Annotated in this window: 15 protein-coding genes; 10 read left to right on the top strand and 5 right to left on the bottom strand. The window is 56.7% G+C overall.

The annotated features are described in order from the left end of the window. Positions 1–150: 150 nt before the first annotated feature. From XH80_RS04275 to XH80_RS04230, 10 genes are all read left to right on the top strand, one after another. Positions 151–1,515 carry an undecaprenyl-phosphate glucose phosphotransferase gene (locus XH80_RS04275; RefSeq protein ID WP_271597475.1) on the top strand — a complete coding sequence of 455 codons (1,365 nt, stop codon included), beginning with the start codon at positions 151–153 and terminating at the stop codon, positions 1,513–1,515. Between the two features lie 15 nt (positions 1,516–1,530). Next, entirely contained in the window at positions 1,531–2,106 is a 576-nt protein-coding gene (locus tag XH80_RS04270; protein ID WP_271597474.1) for a WcaF family extracellular polysaccharide biosynthesis acetyltransferase, read from the top strand. A 64-nt stretch (positions 2,107–2,170) separates the two neighbouring features. Then, positions 2,171–3,568: an endo-1,3-alpha-glucanase family glycosylhydrolase gene (locus XH80_RS04265; protein WP_271597473.1), complete on the top strand. Its 1,398-nt coding sequence runs from the start codon at positions 2,171–2,173 to the stop codon at positions 3,566–3,568. A gap of 290 nt (positions 3,569–3,858) precedes the next feature. Continuing rightward, positions 3,859–4,809 (top strand): glycosyltransferase family 4 protein, encoded by a 951-nt coding sequence (locus XH80_RS04260; protein ID WP_271597472.1) that lies wholly within the window; start codon positions 3,859–3,861, stop codon positions 4,807–4,809. Beyond that, positions 4,806–6,167 (top strand): hypothetical protein, encoded by a 1,362-nt coding sequence (locus XH80_RS04255; protein WP_271597471.1) that lies wholly within the window; start codon positions 4,806–4,808, stop codon positions 6,165–6,167. The genes XH80_RS04260 and XH80_RS04255 overlap by 4 nt, the downstream gene beginning before the upstream one ends. After that, a complete protein-coding gene (locus XH80_RS04250; RefSeq protein WP_271597470.1) occupies positions 6,164–7,174 on the top strand; it encodes a glycosyltransferase family 2 protein in 1,011 nt (336 codons plus the stop codon). The genes XH80_RS04255 and XH80_RS04250 overlap by 4 nt, the downstream gene beginning before the upstream one ends. Then, entirely contained in the window at positions 7,174–8,289 is a 1,116-nt protein-coding gene (locus tag XH80_RS04245) for a glycosyltransferase family 4 protein (RefSeq protein ID WP_271597469.1), read from the top strand. The genes XH80_RS04250 and XH80_RS04245 overlap by 1 nt, the downstream gene beginning before the upstream one ends. After that, positions 8,289–9,311, top strand: coding sequence for a glycosyltransferase (locus XH80_RS04240; protein WP_271597468.1), 1,023 nt, complete (start codon positions 8,289–8,291; stop codon positions 9,309–9,311). Before XH80_RS04245 ends, XH80_RS04240 begins: the two co-directional genes overlap by 1 nt. A gap of 59 nt (positions 9,312–9,370) precedes the next feature. Further along, positions 9,371–10,795 carry a lipopolysaccharide biosynthesis protein gene (locus XH80_RS04235; RefSeq protein ID WP_271597467.1) on the top strand — a complete coding sequence of 475 codons (1,425 nt, stop codon included), beginning with the start codon at positions 9,371–9,373 and terminating at the stop codon, positions 10,793–10,795. Positions 10,796–10,869: 74 nt separating this feature from the next. Then, positions 10,870–11,643, top strand: a complete 774-nt coding sequence (locus XH80_RS04230) for an FkbM family methyltransferase (protein ID WP_271597466.1) — start codon at positions 10,870–10,872, stop codon at positions 11,641–11,643. Positions 11,644–11,654: 11 nt separating this feature from the next. Here the strand turns inward: XH80_RS04230 and XH80_RS04225 are convergent, their stop codons facing one another. The 5 genes from XH80_RS04225 to XH80_RS04205 all read right to left on the bottom strand — a co-directional run bounded on the left by XH80_RS04225 (position 11,655) and on the right by XH80_RS04205 (position 17,828). Beyond that, on the bottom strand, positions 11,655–12,407 hold the full coding sequence (locus XH80_RS04225) for a hypothetical protein (RefSeq protein WP_271597465.1): 753 nt from the start codon (positions 12,405–12,407) through the stop codon (positions 11,655–11,657). Further along, on the bottom strand, positions 12,404–14,671 hold the full coding sequence (locus XH80_RS04220; protein ID WP_271597464.1) for a polysaccharide biosynthesis tyrosine autokinase: 2,268 nt from the start codon (positions 14,669–14,671) through the stop codon (positions 12,404–12,406). The genes XH80_RS04225 and XH80_RS04220 overlap by 4 nt, the downstream gene beginning before the upstream one ends. 260 nt (positions 14,672–14,931) lie before the next feature. Continuing rightward, positions 14,932–15,558 (bottom strand): hypothetical protein, encoded by a 627-nt coding sequence (locus XH80_RS04215; protein ID WP_271597463.1) that lies wholly within the window; start codon positions 15,556–15,558, stop codon positions 14,932–14,934. A 129-nt stretch (positions 15,559–15,687) separates the two neighbouring features. Beyond that, complete coding sequence (locus tag XH80_RS04210; RefSeq protein ID WP_271597462.1) at positions 15,688–17,175, bottom strand: O-antigen ligase family protein; 1,488 nt, start codon at positions 17,173–17,175, stop codon at positions 15,688–15,690. Positions 17,176–17,246: 71 nt separating this feature from the next. Further along, positions 17,247–17,828 (bottom strand): hypothetical protein, encoded by a 582-nt coding sequence (locus XH80_RS04205; RefSeq protein ID WP_271597461.1) that lies wholly within the window; start codon positions 17,826–17,828, stop codon positions 17,247–17,249. Between the last annotated feature and the right edge of the window lie 215 nt (positions 17,829–18,043).

The raw sequence follows: 18,043 nt of genomic DNA, 5'->3' as shown, positions 1-18,043 counted from the left end.
AATGGGCTGGGGCAGATGACAATCCTGGAGGCTCGACGGGAGCAAGCACCTGATTCTGCTGCGGAAACTAGCGCGCTCGAGCGGGATTTTGGCGAGCCCACGGGTTTCGCAAAGACTTTTCTTCGCCCGCTGGCTGTCGAGCGGCTTGTGATGCTGATCGATGCAATGCTGGTGATCGGGGCCGGCATCGGCTGCGCGGTGGCCTATCATCTCTACGCCCAGTCGGTGCTCGGCAAGGCGAATGTCTATGCCGCGGCGAGCGTGCTGGTTGCACTAAATTTCGTCCTCCTCATTGTCGTGCAGCAGGGTTACCGGCTGAAGGCCATCACCGACGTCCCGCGCACGTTGCGGATGACGGTGACGACCTGGACGGGCGTGTTCGGCGCGCTACTGGCGATCGCCTTCGCCATGAAGGTTTCCGACGAGTTCTCCCGCGGCACGACGATCTCGTTCTATGCCGTCGGCCTAGCGGTGTTGGTGATCTGGAAGGCGTTCGCCGCGCGCTGGACGGCGAATGCGTTGCGCACCGGCGCCTTCGCCAACAGCCGCGCGGTGATGATCGCCGAAATCGGCCTGCCGGCGTCCTCGAATGCGATATCGGACCTTGCCCAGCACGGCTACCGCTTGATGCGGATCATGGAGATCCGCGAGCGCGAGCTCACCTCGCCCCTCCTGCTCTCCGCGATCGCGCCGCGCTTCGACGAGCTGATCGCCTATGCGCGTGAGAGCCGGATCGAGCACGTATTCCTCCTGATGAGCTGGGACCGACAGCACGCCATCGACAGCCTCCTGGATGCGCTGAAGATCCTGCCCATTCCGGTGCACTTGGTGCCCGATGCGCATGCTGCGCGTTTCCTGCGCTATCCGCTGCACAGCGCCGGCAACACCTGGACGGCGGAGCTGCGCCGTGCCCCCCTGTCCTGGAACGAACGCGCGCTCAAGCGCACGCTCGATCTCGCCGGCGCCAGCCTCGCGCTGATCGTGTTCGCCCCGGTGATGCTGGTGACGGCCATCCTGATCAAGCTGACCTCGCCGGGCCCGGTGTTCTTCCGCCAGACCCGCAACGGCTTCAACGGCCGCGCCTTCAAGATCTTCAAGTTCCGCACCATGCGCGTATTGGAGGACGGCCCGACGGTGGTGCAGGCGCGCAAGAACGACCCGCGCGTGACCGGCATCGGCAAATGGCTGCGCAAGACCTCGATCGACGAGCTGCCGCAGCTCCTCAACGTGCTCAAGGGCGAGATGTCGCTGGTCGGCCCCCGCCCGCACGCGGCCGCCCACAACAGCGAATATGAGCAGATCATCGGCAACTATGCCTTCCGTCACCACGTCAAGCCCGGCATCACCGGCTGGGCCCAGGTTAATGGTTATCGCGGAGAAACCCACACGCTCGAGCTGATGCAGAAGCGCGTGGAGTATGATCTGTGGTACATCAATAATTGGAGCGTATGGTTGGACCTGAGGATCATCGTGGGAACAGTGATGGTCACTTTCGCCAAGCCGACCGCATACTGAATTGGTGAGATAGCGATGACCGTCGATGAGCGACCGAGGTTTCAGGACCTCTCACGCTCCAAAGTCCCGCCTGGGTTCAGAGGGCGCTCAGGCATGACTGTGCTGTTGTGGCAAGTTGTTCAGCAAACGTTGTTCGCTTGGTCGCCCCAGCCAGCATATGGCTGGCGCCGATGGCTCTTGCGCATTTTCGGAGCGGAAGTGGGTCAGGGTGTGCTCGTGCGTCCCACGGCTCGAGTGACCTACCCTTGGAAGGTCAAACTCGGCAATCATTGTTGGATCGGCGATCACGCCGAACTTTATAGCTTGGGCCCGATCGCCGTCGGCGAAAGCGCCGTTGTATCGCAACGCTCTTACCTTTGCGCCGCGACGCATGATTACAAAAACATCAACTTTCCGCTGATTGCGAAGCAGGTTGTCATCGAGAGAGAAGCTTGGGTTGCTGCGGATTGCTTTGTCGCTCCAGGAGTAACGATTGGCAAAGGTGCAATCGTTGGTGCCCGAAGCACGGTACTGCGTGACGTCGAGGCTCGTTCAATAGTCGCCGGAAATCCTGCAATCAAAAAGGGATTTCGTCTGGACGCAGACGCTTAGTTGTTCCCGCGCTCCTTGAACCGTCGCGTCGATGAAAACATCAATCAAAAACAGGACTAGATCGATGGCCTTCGGCCGTACAGGGCTAAGCCTCTGGGCAGGTCTAGTCCTGTTCGCATTGCTAAATTCAAGCGCCGAGGGTCTGCAACCAGCAAAATCTCGCAAACCCCTCGTTCTTGCTCATTACATGGTCTGCTGTAGTCACCTCGGTCACGGTGCGACTATCGAACAACTGAAAAACGAGATGGGTGAGGCTCAGGACCGCGGAATTGACGGTTTTGTCCTCAATATTGGAGCTTGGTCGGCGGAGCCCTACTATAAGCAAATCACAGAGCGCATGTATCAAGCTGCAGACCAAACCCGGCGTCAATTCAAGCTCGCGCTGTCGCTTGATGGACTCTCGCTAGAGGATTCAATCGATGCTATCAAGCGGACGGCAACCCACAAGAGCCAACTCTTAGCTGACGAACGCGTCTTTGTCTCTTCCTTTGGGGGAAGCGCAGAATGGGCCACGCGTCTTAAACAGGCTGCAAGGGACCAGGGGATCGAAATCTTTTTCGTGCCCTATCTTTTCTATCCGTTAGCTGATCGTTCCGCTCTGTTTGGGCAACCCAGCCGGGATGCGTATGTTGCATCAAAGGCATTGAATGACGTACCGGGCCTCGATGGATACTTTTACTTCGGCGCCGCTAGGTCACCGCCTGATCTAGCAAAAGCTTTCTTGAGCATCACACAGGTACTCAAAGCTGCTGACAAATTCGCAATGCTCGGCATCAGCCCATACTACAAGGGTTTTGGACCGCGCAATTCACGGGTGTTCGAGAGCAACGGCTTCCAAGGTATGAAGGAACAATGGATCTCAGCAATAGAAGCGGCTCCTGATGCGGTAGAACTCGTAACCTGGAACGATTGGGCTGAGGCGACCTATCTCGCCCCCTTTGGAAAACCGTCCGATCAGAACGTGCTCCGCTATCATTGGGGCCCCCTGCTTTCACATTCTGGGTTTCTTCAAGCAAGCGCGTATTTCATCAAATGGTTCAAGACAGGCATCGAACCGACCATAACTCAGGATGAACTATTCTACTTTTACCGAATTCATCCTCGAACTTCTGATGGCGTGATCAATCTGCGGACCGGAGACTTGGGAAAACCTGATGGCTGGCAGGCACTGAATGATCGAATCTTCTTTACGGCATTCCTGAAAACACCGACCCGGATTGTGGTTTCAACCAGAGATCACAAAGAGAACTTCGAAATGCATCCCGGCATTTCGGATTTTTCAGTACCCATGAACTTGGGGTCGATCCAAGTACAGATGATTCAGGACGGGACAATCGTCGCAAGCAAGTCCCTTGAGTTCGAGGTAAGCGAACTAGCGAGTGCAGGTAATTTCAATTACTTCAGCGGAACCCTAACGTCGACGTATGCAGATGCTCCGCTGCAGAAAGGCTTTGACAAATGACTGGCAAACATACAGGGCGAGGACGGGTCGGCGTGTATCACCCGGGCACTCAGCACTCGTGGCAAACTGCCTTAGCGTTCCAAGAGGACCAACAGTTATCCTGGTATATGACGTCGATACTGTATGATCCTGATCGACTTCCATATTCAGCAATTAAGCTTCTCCCACACAGTTTGCGAGAGCGGGTACATCAGGAACTCTCGCGCCGCGAGTTTCCTTGGCTGGATACGCGCCTAGTGAGGCAATTCGGATGGCTGGAGTGGGTTGCAGTTCCGCTGCGAAGAGCTCGAATGATCAATGCCGCGCGGGCCGTCTCACAGGCCAGCGCCCGAGCTGGCGCGAAAAGGGTTCATAGGCTTATAAAGAATGGAGACATCGACAGTCTTTGGACATTCGACAGCGTCGGACTGGAAGCTCTCAAAGTAGCAAAGCAGGCAGGTGTCAGGTCCATTCTCGACCAAACAATCGGCCACATGGCGTCCTTAGACAAAGTTCTTCGCGAAGAAGCAAAAAAAAATCCGCAGTATTTTCCCAACGGCGCCTCACCGATTCCAATCAGTGTCATCGAAAGGCAGATCGAAGAGCTCGCCGTTGCCGATGCAATCGTAGTCGGCTCAGACTTTGCTGCAGGGACTCTTCACGAGAATGGTGTTTCTTTGGATAAGATCACCGTTCTTCGATATGGGTTCGACGAGAACCTTTTCGACGAGCCAAGCACAAGGCGTACGCCGCGAAACCGGCCCATCAAATTCCTGATGGTTGGGTCGATAAACCCTCGTAAAGGTCCCCAATATCTCTTTGAAGCCTTCCGAAGCATTAGTCCGGCAGCAGCTGAAATACACATCGTCGGGCCCATGGAGATCGATCCCAGCTTGATTCCGAGGGACATGCCTCACCTGCACATACATCCTTCTGTAGCTCGTAAGGACGTGCCTCACGTAATGAAAACGGCAGACTGTCTGATCCTGCCAAGTTTATTTGAAGGTTGCAGCCTGTCTCTGCACGAAGGGGTGGCCTCGGGATTGCCGATAATTCATAGTACTTCTGCAGGGGATGGAATTGTCAACGGCAACGGGCTTGTGCTCGATGGAGTGTCAGGGGACTCCGTTCTGGAAGCAGTGACCAAGATAATCGACGAGCCTACCTTGATCGAAGAATGGTCGGACAGATCGTGCGCTCTCGCTAGCTCTCATACTGCCGCCGGCTACAGAGAGCGAGTAAAGAGGTATTATCTCCAATGATTGAGCTTGCCCTTCTCTTTCAGCTGGCGATATTTGCATTGGCAATGCACTTCGCTATCTCTTCGCGTCGATTCAATCTTGGTGATCCGCTATTTTACTATCTCGTCTTTCACGGCATTTTTTTCGTATTCCGACCCATCGCTGTTGACCTGTTTCAGCTTCGCTTCGTCGTAGATCGGATTGGATACGAACTCACTGACGAACTTTTCGCCTGGACCTTGATTTGCTCTGACGTCGGCTTAATTGTGTGGCTAGCCGTCGGCATAACGGTACCCGGCATTCCTCAATCAAAGTTACGGGAAGTTAGCGCCTTACTTAATCGCACTTCACACGAGGATAAGATTGCCGTGCTGGCGGTGGCCAGCATCCTAGGTCCATTGGCTCTTTACTCGGCCTACATCGGAATCGAGGCCCGAACATTGAACGGATCGGGGGCGGCCGGACTTGTTTTGGATCAGGCGACCGGTGTTACCATTAATTCCACCTCAACCGGATACCTCAATGATGCTCAATACATGCTTGGCAGTCTGGTATTGCTGTCGCTTGTATGCTTCAGAGGCCTTTTTGTTCGACTGACTATTTTAGCCTCTTTCCTTGTCGTTCGGCTGTCTATCGGAAATGACCGCTGGACGATCGTTTTCCTGCTCTGCAGTCTGGGTATTCTTACAGCCGCGAAGCGTGGAGACTACAAGATCCCTCTTTGGGTCTACGTTGCAACGATTCCAGCCTTCGCAGTCTTCACGGCACTTGGCGAAGCGAGATACTTCATTCGGGACTTGCTGTTCGGTACAACCCTTTCTTCCGGCCCCGTCGCCGAAGCTAAATCGCTCGTCGACCGACTAGAAGGGCCCGATATCGCGAACTTTGAATTCTTGGCCTTTATCATCAATACCGTTCCAGAAAAGACAGGGACTTACACCTACTTCGTTCAATGGCTTCAGCTGTTCACCGAGCCGATACCGCGGATACTCTGGCCTGAAAAACCGATTGGAGCGCCCATTTCGGTGTTCAGCTTGAACCAGTATGGCAACTTTTTCTTCTATTCTCGCGGAATGATCGGGGACGCCTATATGAGCTTGGGTATTCCTGGCATCGCTCTGGTAAGCGGGGTCTTCGGCCGTCTTCAATACAAGGTATTTCGCAAACTGATGTCCGGTAGTCTGGGCAAGACGGGCGTCGTACTCGGAATGGTGGTTCTTCCGCTAACCATACAATGGCTGCGAGATGGTGGCGTGGTCCAGATTTCAAAGTTTTTGCTTTGGAATAGCGTGCCTGTACTGCTATGGGGCTTTGTTCGGATTCAGTTGAACAAGCGGCGCAAAGCAGCGCCGCTCTCAGTGGGGCACATCGCTCGATGATGCCATCACCGACAGAGATTGCCGCTGAAAGCGTACTGTCCCGGCAAGGGCGCCATAACTTTGACGTTGCGGTTGTCATTCCAGCCTTTAATCGCGCAACTACAATCTCCGAAACGATCCAAAGCGTTTTGGGGCAGACCGCGCGGGTCGATGAAATTATCGTGGTCGACGACTGCTCTACCGATAACACGGTTCAGATTGTCGAGAGCTTAGAGAGCCCACTGATAAGACTCATCCGAAATCAGACCAATTGCGGAGCAGCCGAATCGAGGAATCGCGGCGCATTTGCAGCAAGCAGCTCTTGGATTTCTTTCTTGGACAGCGATGACGCATGGACTCCACAGAAACTCGAAGAGGATCTCCGAGCACTTGAAGAAAGTCCGTCTTCCATTGCAATTGTCTCAAACCATATCGCGGTGACCGACAACGGAGCGACACAGGACCCGACACGAAAGGAGCGGATCGCCGATCCGCTACAATGGCTGAAGATCGAAAACTATCTTGGCACCTGTTCAACAATGACCGTTCGGCGAGATTCACTCCTTGCCATAGGTGGCTTTACCCCAAGTCTGAAATCCTGCCAGGATTGGGACATTTGGATCCGAATTGCGAGGATGGGTACAATCTCAGTCGCGAAGCCTGGGTCTGTATTTTACAGGGTGGCCAGCGTAGGCAACATTTCTCTTGACGGCAGAAGAAGGCGCTCTGGCCATGTGTTTATGTGGAAAAGTGCGATCCGTCCTAGCGCGAAAGATATTAAGGCTCGATCAACTCTCGCGATCACCTTCGCCGACATTGCGGCTAATTTGAACAAACGTAAATCGTTCATGAGATTGTGCCTCTATTCCATGAGATCGAACGTCACAAACGCGCCGCTCGCTGCACTCATGCTTATCTCGAGCATTGGAACGTCAGACTACCGGACGTATCGAACGCGTGTGGTTCGCGGATTAGGAAAGTTGAGAAGAATTCGTAGCGTCCTAGTCGTCTCGCGAGGCAACCGCTGATGCTTTCCGGCAAAAAGGTGCTGCTTCTCGGGCCGTTTCCACCACCGGTCCACGGGTTCTCATTCGCTAACCAAGCAGTAGAAGGAATTCTCAAGCGGAACGGATTTGCAACAACACGGTGCGACCTTTCACCGGGTCAAGGGGTTTATGGGTGGCTGCGTACTGTCAATTTCCTTGGCCGTATTTCCAAGATGATCTCGTCAACAATGTCGCGCGACATTGGATTGGTATACATCGGGCTCTCGGGAGGCGCCCGGCAACTGATAGATCTTTTGGCCATCGCCTTTGCCCGCATCAGAAATCACCGCATCGTCATACACCATCACAGCTTCGCTTATATAAACGACAAAAAGAGGCTAGCGGCTATCGTAATCAAACTCGCGGGTCCGGCGGCGACGCATGTCGTGCTTTGTGCCTGCATGGGACAAAAGCTGGAGAGCTTGTACCCCGAGGCATCGAAACGAATCTGTCTTTCTAACTTGGCACTCATGGAAGACGCTGATCAAGTTCCTCAGCAACAACGTGGCGGAAGATCCGGTCCACTGCGGACTGTAGGCTATCTGGGCAATATCACGGTCGAGAAAGGGTTTTTGACTTTCATTGACGTCGTCGAGCGAGCGCAGCGATCGTGCCCCGCACTTCGCGCGATCGTTGGCGGCCCCTTTGTCGACAAGGAGAGCCGAGACGCGTTTGAGCTGGCCACAAAGCGAGGCGTTTCGGTCGAACATCGAGGAGCAGTGTACGGCCCTGCTAAGGAAGATTTCCTGGCCGCCATCGACCTGTTGTTGTTCCCTACGCGCTACGTCAATGAAGCAGAACCGATTGTCATTCTCGAAGCTTTGGCAAGAGGCATACCTGTGGTAGCAAGCGATCGAGGCTGCATATCCGAGATGCTACCCAGCGCCGCCGGGTTGGTACTAGGCGAAGACGGTTGGGCAAGCGTCGACAAATGGTTGATGCACCTGAGCACAGACGATTCCAAGATGAACGATCTTCGTCTCGGAACATGCCGAGCTGCAGCAACCATGATAGACGGCGCGGCCGTGCAGCGCGAGCAATGGCTCCATGATCTCGCCGCCTGCCCCGAGCCTCTCCCAAGGACAGGGATGATTTGATGCTTCAAAAGCGAATAGACATCGCGATCTCGCCCGCACGGTTTGCTGCCAATGCATTCGTGAATAACTTCGCAGACAGCCTGGTCAATAGAGGTTTCTCGGTCCGGGAATTCACGTGGAAGAAAGTACCAACAGCAAAAACGGTCATTTTGCATTGGCCGAACGATTTTTTTGTCAATTCAGGAACACGACATCTCGCAAGATGCGCGATCAAACTCGCTTCTATGCACATCTATCGGGCCACGCTAGGTATTCGGTTCGTCTGGGTTGTGCACAATCTTCAACCTCATGATGCCGGTGCGCTGTCGCCCGCACTGTCAAAGGTCTTTTTGGCTTCACTCGACGGCATCATCTTTCTTTCCGAATTTTCAAAGGAGGCGATCGACCAGCTCTACGGCATTCCGGCGGGACTAAAGGTACTTCAAACGGTCCATGGCAACTATCGCAACAATATGATCTTACCGGTCTGTGGGCAGAAGCCAATCACAGGAAACGTGCAGCTACTCAACTTCGGCCAGATACGTCCCTACAAGAACGTTGACAATCTAATTGAGACGCTCGCAGGAATGCCGGACTCAGGCATAGACTTGATGGTTGCGGGCTGCTGTTATGACGCAGACCTGCTGCACAGGATAAAGATGATCGCTCACAGTTCGGAAAATATAACTTTAGATGCGCGATCAGAACTGCTTCCGGACATCGACCTTGAGCGACACATAGATAATGCGCACGCGGTGGTCCTCCCTTACCAAAAGGTTTTGAACAGCGGCGCGATCTTTCTTGCCTTGTCGCGCAATCGACCTGTACTTGCTCCGAAGATGGGAAGCCTTCCTGAATTGCGGGCCCAGGTAGGTTCGGATTGGATCATGCTCTATGATGGCGAGATGAACGAACAGGTGCTCTATCGTTTTTCTGGTTGGCTTCGTCAGAGGAATCCCTCAGCGACTTGCGATCTGTCTCGCTTTTCCTGGGAACGCATTGGTGAGGATCTCTCGAACTTCGTGAAGCAACTTCATGAATAGGGCGCGAGGATCGGTGCGAGGCCTTCTACGGCCTAGGGTCTAACGGAAGCTATATTCGAATGGCCTTGAAGCATTTGGCACTCGGCGCCGCCATGCTATCGGTGTCGAATATCATCCGGCTGCTATTGCAGTTCGTTACTCTTCCCGTGCTTGCTCGCTTTTTGACGCCGGATGAGTACGGCATTGTGGGCATCGCGATGCCGTTTATCCTCTTTGCGCAGATTTTTTCTGATGGTGGCGTAGCGCAATCACTGGTTAGGGAAAACAATGATGGAGGCGTCGCTTGGTCATCAGTCTTTTGGATCATTACTGCGATTGGCTGCGTCGCGGCGCTTTTGCTCATCGCTACCGCTCCCGTTGTAGCAATAGAATTTGGCGAACCGACGTTGCGTCCCGTGATCGGCACACTGGGGATTGTGTGCATCGCGCAGGCGCTGACAGTTGTTCCGTCCGCATCTCTACAGCGAGCTCATCGCTTCTCTTCTCTTGCGCTTGCAGATATTTCTGCGGCGATCCTGGGAGCGGCTATCGCTGTGGCTTTGGCCGTCAATCAGTTCGGCCCTTGGGCACTGGTAGGGCAACAACTCGCAGTTTGGCTATCCAAGGCCGTGCTCGTCTGGGCAATTGCTGGGTTCAGACCAAAACTTGTGCTGCGACTGGCCGCAACTGAAGCGCACTTACGCTTTAGCCGCGATGTCATAACGTTTGGCGTAATAAATTTCTTCGCCCGCGCACTTGATCCATTGGTCATCGGAAAGACCTTCGGCGCCAGCGTCGTCGGCACATATTCGATTGCGTCTCAGTTGATGCGGCTACCTGCTATGATAGTTACAGGCCCCATCCAGAGCGTTTTCTACACTCACGTAACAAGGCGCAAGGCGCAGAAGAAGCAACTGAAGACCGCATTGCTCCTCACGAGCCGTTTGATCGCTATCGGCGTTTTCCCATTTATGGGCCTGATTGCCGCCGGGCATGAACCACTTTTCCGATTGCTCCTCTCAGAAAAATGGGCGGCCAGCGGCACGATATTCATGCTATTTGCTGCAGTTGGCTCTGTTCAGGCAGTAACTGGACTGAATGGCGGGATTCTGATGGCGACGAATCGTACCGGAACGCAAATCAGATTCACCACCGAATTCACGACAATCTGGCTCGTTACCCTTCTAGTGGCTGTACGACTAGGCGTCGCTTGGATACCGGTAGCCTATACAGTAAGTTGGTTCTTGTACTTTCCGAGATTTGCTAGGATGTTTCTTTCTGGAATTGACTGCTCGACCATCGAATACGTGAGTACAATGGCGCTACCCGCATTGGCGACGATCGGTAGCGTTGCTCTGTATCTAGGTGTCGTTAACTCGTGCTCTTTAAGCGATCTAGAGAAACTTGCGTTAGTATCCGCTCTGGTGTTGCTCGCGATTGCTCTGGGCGGACTGCTGCAAGCAAATCGGATTCGTGGTGAGCTACAGGACTTGGAAAGATCTTGATCTTGCCCTAATCGGTATGGCTGGAGAACGCCGTTGTTTTGGTTCGGGTGTTGCTCTGAGAAGGAAGCGTCTGTATGTCGTTGCTGCCGGTCCTCAAATCCATCGTACCCAAGCCAGTGTGGCACTCGGCCCGCAATTGCTACAACTCGCTCAACTATCGGCGGCTTTGGGCACGTCGAAGGGTGGTATCGTTCACTAGAGGACAGACGGAGATTTCTCTGCTTATCGTCAATCCCCGAGACTCGATCCAGAGCGTGCAAGCTACTGGAGCTTTTTTCGAGGAAGATGAGCTTTCTCAGGTCGCAGCCTACTTTAATCAAGGAGACGTATTTGTAGATATCGGCGCCAACACGGGCCAACATTCAATCTACTTTCTTAAATTGCTTGGCGCCTCAAAGGCGATCGTATTCGAACCGATCCCTCTCACGTGCCGAATCCTGAAGGAAAATATCGCACTTAACGGGCTAAGCGATGTCTGCGACACGTCGCACCTCGGGGTCGGGCTTTCGGATCGGAATAGTGCGGCCAATTTTACCGTAAACACCGTCAACTTGGGCGGAACAAGCCTTCAAGAAACCGGCGCCGGCTCCATCAAGACTGTTACCGGAGACTCGGCGCTGGCCGGACAGCGTGTCGACTTCATCAAGATCGATACCGAAGGATTCGAGATCAAAGTTCTGCTTGGTCTGAAGCAAACAATTTCAGACAACCGCCCGGCCATTTTCATCGAAGTAGACAAGGACAACGTCGCAGATTTCGAAGATTTCATTGAGATGCAGCGTTACAAAATAGTTTGGCAACACGATAGGTACCGCCATTCCTCGAACTATCTGATCGCGCCTATTTAGAGTTTGTCGGCCTACCAAGGCCTCGGGTCCTCCATGATCCCAGGGACCTTCACCCCTACTGCGTGTCCTGACAACAATTTGGCGAAACCTTTTCTCGGTCTAATATCAACTTGGGCAAGGCCGGCCAGCAAGCGATCTCTGCTTGCCCAGCCCGCGCTTATTAGGCTCAACTCCGCATCCTGAAAGAATTCCGAATCGACAAGAGCCGCAAATTCAAGAACTACCGCGTTCTGCAACTCGGCCCCGAGAATGGAGAATGCTCCAAGCGCGACCCGATTCCGTCGAAGGGCAATCCAGCCCTCATTTGGCCCAGCTTGGTAAGAGCGCTCCAGATGCGCGATATTGTTCGAAGTAAGTCCAGAGCGCGTGGTTTCTTCCGAATAAAGCATGAGCCACAGGAACGCGTCAGTCGGATTTAGGGACAGGGCAAGTTTGATATTGTTCTCGGCCCGCGCCGCTTCGCGATCCGCCTCGGCTGGACTTGCCCTCACGATTGCCTCTTCAGCTACACGCAGTTGGATTAGAGCCTCCGATCGCAGGAAAGCTGACTGGAAAAGTACCGGCTGCGGCCGGCTCTTAATCCGCATCAAAAACTCGTTGAGCTTACCCGGCTGAAAGCGATCATCGGCGAGGATGCGTTCCGAGACATCGCTGGGCCCCGTTACCAGCCAGAATGACGGCAGCGTGGCCCAGCACCAGAGCACTACGGCGAGTGCGCCCCCAACCAGCAAAGCTCGCGCCAGAACGTGCCGGATCGCGGTCATTCTACGTAGCCATAGCGAGCATAGTATTTCTGGTAGTAATAGCGGCCGTGGTAAGACTCGTAACGAGCTAGCGCCTTGGTATCGGCCTTGTTCAGGACCACGCCGAGCAGCTTGTCCTGGATCTCCGGTGAGCCGCGCAGATTGTGCCTGATGACGTCGATCTTGGTCTTGCCCCACTCCACCACGAATACGTAGGAATCGACGAAGGAGGAAGTGACGCGCACGTCCACCACCGGCGCCATCGGCGGCATGTCCAGCACCACGTAGTCGAATTTCGCGCGCAGCTCGGTGACCAGCGCGTGCATCGCCTTCGAGGCCAGGATCTCGTTGGTGTGCAGCAGCTTCGAGGTGGTGCCCGCCGGCAGGATCGACAGCTTGGTCTCGGGATCGACCACCAGCGCGTCCTCGAGGCGGGCTTTTTGGGCCACGACATCGACCAGACCGATCTTGGCGTCAGGCACCAGGGCGCGCGACAGCGAAGGATTGCGCAAATCGGCGTCGACCAGGATGACCCGCGCCCCGCCATGCGCCATCAGCTGGGCGAGGTTGGTGGAGAGCGTGCTCTTCCCCTCGTTCGGCAAGGTCGAGGTGGTCGCCAGCACGCGGTTCTCGCGCACGATCGCGTTGAGGTCCACCGCCACCTTCACCGAGCGCACCGCTTCCGAGAAGCGCGACAGCGGGTTGTCGACGACATAGCGCAGCAGGTTTGCATCCGAACTGTTCTTTCGTCCGAGTTTGGCGCCCAGTACCATTTCACCAAAAACCGGAGCAGGAGCGGCGACCCCGAGCGCCGGCAAGACCGCAATACAGTTCGCGCCGAGCACGTCCTCAACCTGGCCCGTGGTGCGAAACACCTTGTCGGTGAGCTCCCGCGCCATAGCCGCTCCAAAGGCCAAGATCAGGCCTCCGAACAGGCTCGCCGCCAGAATAACCAGCGATTTCGGGTAACTCTTCACCAGCGGCGTAGTCGCGGCGCTGATTACCCGCGCCTCGGTGATCGGGAACGATTGCTGCTGCACGCTCTCCATGTAGCGCTGCAGGAAATTGTCGTACATCGTCTGGTAGGATTGCGCGTTGCTCTCGAGCTCGCGCAGCTGCACCTGCGCCTGGTTGGTGAGCTGCGATTCTGAGACGACGTTGGCGAGACTGTCCTTGATGCTCTCCTCGCGGGTCACCGCGATGTCGTAATCGCTCTTGTAGGATTCCTGGATCCGCCTCAGCTCGTCCTGGATGTTCTTCTTGATCTCCGCCATCTGGGTGCGCAGGTTCACGGCGGCGAGATGCTCCCGGCCGTATTTCGCCGACCAGATCGCTTCCTTGGAGGCCATGTCGACATATTGCCCGCGCAGCTTGACGATGGTGTCGTTCTTCAGCGCATCGGCGACAGAAGCGTCTGGAATCTCCTGTTTCACAATATCGTTCGCGCGGTCGAGCCGCGCCTTGGCCTCGGCAGTCGCTGCATGCGCCAAGATAAGCTGACTGTTCACTTCCGCAAGCCGCTGATCGCTTATTAAGCCTTTTCCGGTATCGACGATGTTGTTGGCGGTCTTGAAGTCGACTACCGCCTTCTGCGCCGCGGAAGCCTGGGTGCGCAGCTCCTTGATGCGGTCCTGCAGCCAGACGCTGGCGCGGCGGGTCGCCTGGTACTTCGCCTCGAGCTGGTCGACGATATAGGCGTCCGCGATTGCGTTGGCGATCTTCGCGGCCTTCACCGGGTCCTTCGAGGTGTAGGCGATCTCCATCACATACGTGAGGCCGATGCGCTTGATGCTGCGGCTCTTCTCGAAGATTCCGAGTGCTCTGCGTGTGAGCTCGAATTCAGACGAAGCATGGCCTTCGGAGAAAAGCCCCGCAACGAAGCCCAGGACCGAGCCGACAAAGCCACCACCAGCGCCGGTAAACTCGGGATCCTCGATCAGATGAAGGTCCCGGATCACCGCGAGGCTGATGTTCTCGGATTTCAGGATCTCGACCTGGGTCTCGACGGTAGCGGAATCCACCGCGACGTCACCGAGGATCGATTGCTGCTGGAACAGCTGGACCTTGCGAGTGTCGATCACCATTGAGGCGGTGGAGGTGAATTGCGGCGCCGCGGTGAAGAGATAGAGCAGCGCCAGGATCACACAGGCCGAGACGATCGCGACGATGGTCGGGAACTGGCGGCGGACGATCTCGACATAGGAGGCGAACGCCTGCGCCGGAGAGCCGTCGGCCTCGGCGAAATCACGGTTGATCTCCGAGGTCGGCTTATTCACCTGCAACATCTAGCAATTCCTGAAAATGGATCGATCTGTCGTCTTGGATCAATGCTGACCAAAAGCCCTGATGGCTATCCGGAGCAAACCGGATGCCAAACCCGCCCTGCGCGCAAACACTAGCACAGGCCTGCCTGCAATTGAACGCGCGCTATGCTGTGCACCGCGCGCTTTGCGCGACTTTTTGCGGGAAGCTTAACGGCGCAAAAGCAAAGCGGCGCCCGCTGGCGCCGCTGCCGTGAGGTGTCATGAACCGGGAACCGGGCCCGTCAGCGCCGCGGGCTGGTGGACTGATTGACGGTGGTACCGCTCACCGAGCCGCTGCCGATGGACGATCCGCTGGTCGCAAAGTGCAGCCCACCGAATGTGCTCGCACCACCGCCGGTTCCGCCGAACGCAAACCCACCATTTCCGGTCGGGCCGCCTGCGCCAGTGCCACCACCACCGGCGCCGCCGCCGGTCGCGGCGATCGCGACGTCGCCGGTTGCGGCCTGGTAGGCGGCGATCACGTCGGGGTTGCCGGTGCCGGCGATCGCATTCTGGATCTCATTGGCGAAAGCCTGGTCGCTCTGCGCCGCCATACGGGCAACCTGGGCGAGGCCGGCGACGATTGCGCGCATCTGGTCCTTGGTGGTCGCGGGATCCTTGAGCAGCGCGATCAGGCCCGGGAGCGTGGTCGGGTCCGAGGCGCCGAGATCGCGCACGCGCGAGATCATCTGGGCACCGCCGGTCGGATATTGCTGCAACAGGCTGTTCGGGGCGGCCTTGAAGTCGGAAATGACGGTGGCCGGCAGCTGGCGCTGCGGCGGATAAACGGCGGCGTTAACAGCCGTGGACATCGTCGCGGCCAGAGCCGCGGCCGCAGCCAAACGAAGCGCAAAACGAACAGCGCGCATAATCAACCCTCCAAAATATCGGCTTGCCCCCTGCCGCGGGCAATGACGCGTACAACGGGAAGGTAGCCGAACAACCCCCGGCTGTCCACTTATCCTGAAAACTTCGTAAACGGCGCAACTGCTTCAAAATTAGACAGTTTTGTGAAGCTCGCGGCTGCGGTGGGAGCCTCTGTTCGCCTGCCGATCGCGCCCGTCCCGACGGTCTTCGACAACCTCCGCCTCAGGCTGCGGCCGCCCCTCCCTGGTGCGGAACGACTGCGAAAGGCCCGCGCCGAAAAGCGCAAAAAACGGAATGCTGTAACCCGGCACCTGGAGCGTGAAGTCCAAACAGGAATGCAGCAGCGACAGAGTGGCGGTGGCGGCGGCCGCCAGCGGAATGATGACATCGCGCCGCCGTCCGAACATGCCCCTGGCGAGCAGGCCGAGCATGACCACCCAGGCCGCTGCGATAAAAAGCGCCATGGGGATGCCGACTTCGGAGGCGAGCTCGAGCGGGGTCGAATGCGCGGCATCCCAGACCCCGCGAATCGAGATCTTGGAGCTGCGGTAGGGCGGGAAGGCCCATTGAAAGGTGCCCATGCCGGTGCCGAACCAGGGGTTGTCAGCGATGATCCGGAGCGTCGATTTCCAGGCCTCGACGCGGCCCTCATCGACCAGGCCCTGGCTATCGAATCGGCTCGAGACCTGTCCGCCGAGCAGCTGCAACAGGCCAAGCGCCACCGCGATGCCGGAGCCGAGCGAAATGAAGATGCCGGTGCGCGGCGGCAGGTCGCGTCTTAGGAAAACCGTTGTCGCCACGATCATCGCGAGCAGCGACAGGCCGACGCCGGCGCGCGAGGTGGTCATGAACATCGCCATCAAGCAGATCAACAGGCAGCTAAGCTGCGGCAGGATTTCGCTCGGGGGGATTGCACGCAGATCGAGCGACAGTCGCCGCCACTCGATGTGGCGCTCGGGAAGGCGCCGGCGCACGTCCTCCAGAATCAGCAGGATCCAGATCACTGCGCAGGAGCCGAAATACGCCGCCGCCGTATTGCGGTTGATGAAGGTGCCGGTGACGCTACCGAGATAGGCGGTCTTGTCCCGCCATAGGATCATGGTCGGCTCGATCAGGAACGAAGCCACGCCATAAAGCGCGTAAGCCGCGCCCGAGATCGCGATCACCCACAAGATGCGGCGGGCGCGCTCGCGGTCGGCGCCGACGGTGATGCCAAGGATGATTGCGAGGATGTTGGCGAGAGGCGCTCCCAACGCAAAGAATGCCTCGTTCTTTACGACCGAAGCCGATGGGGCGATCGGCATCTGCAGGAGGTCTGAGGCCTGTTTCCAGATCGGCTGGAACGGTGCGAGCCAGGGATGATCGGACAGCTGTTCGTGCAGAACGAACGCGTAGCCTGCGACGATGATTGCGATGCCGGCGAGCAGCCAGAGATGCGGCTTTCGCAAATTCCGCGTCGGCGCGAACATCACGGCGATGCCGAGACACAGGCACCAGAATGCAATCGACAGATCATTGGTCGAGCCGAACGGAAACGGCGCGAAGGCGACGACGAAGTACAGGATGAAGGCCGCAGGGAGGCTCCACGACCAGTGAATATGGGGAAGCCGAAGGCGCATCGTCGTTCTTGGGCGGCTCTCTTGGGCGGCTGTTTGCTTGTGCGTTGTCTGATGAAGCTCTCGCCGAGCTCTCAGAGGAAACAATCGATCGGATAGATCTTCAGATCCACATTCAGTCGGCTGTTCCGGGTTTGCGCCCGGAAGGCGTAGAATACTCCAAGATCATCACTCCCCTGATCGAGTTTTATTCCAGGGGTTAATTCATCGGGCGGGACCAGAAGGCCGATGTGCCTGTTGATTGCGGAGATCTCGAACCGCTCCTCCCCCTCGCCGAAATGGCCGCTGAGCTGAGTGACGGTGACCTTCGGCAGGCCGCGCCGCTGGTGACAGACCTCCTCCTCCCATAGCTTGGTCTGCTGGACCAGTGGCTTTCCCGAACTGTGGGGAACGGTGATGTCCGGGAATGACGGGTGCAGCATCCCGAAGAACTTGCTCTCCCTCGAGTTGGCCGACAATCGGACGGTGAATGTGAGCTCCCCCTTGGCGCTTCTGAAGTGCTGGAAGATCGGGGCGTCGGGCTCCGCAGAGACCACCACGTCGATCCGGTGGCGGATGCCGAGCTCACCAGGTGCGCCAAAAGCCTTCCCCAATGGCGCAAGCCCCAGGGCAAAGGGGACGAGTGCCAGACAACGCGAGACTGCTCGAAAGCGCATGATGCCTCTTGCGACCCTGCGGGGTGACCGATGACGGGTGCACGCGGTGACGCCTTGATCCGGATCTCCTCGATCCGTTCACGTCATAAGTGAACGCTAGGCCCTGGATCTTCGAACGAACCCCGGATCCCTAATCGGCATAGGGGACGACTTTTGTAAAGTCGCTCCCCTGCCACACCACCCGGCATGCGGGTCCGCACCGGGCGGTTCGAGAA

This window comes from Bradyrhizobium sp. CCBAU 45384 (assembly GCF_028128665.1).
Lineage (GTDB): Bacteria > Pseudomonadota > Alphaproteobacteria > Rhizobiales > Xanthobacteraceae > Bradyrhizobium > Bradyrhizobium manausense.
This window is presented reverse-complemented; position numbering and strand designations above follow the sequence as displayed.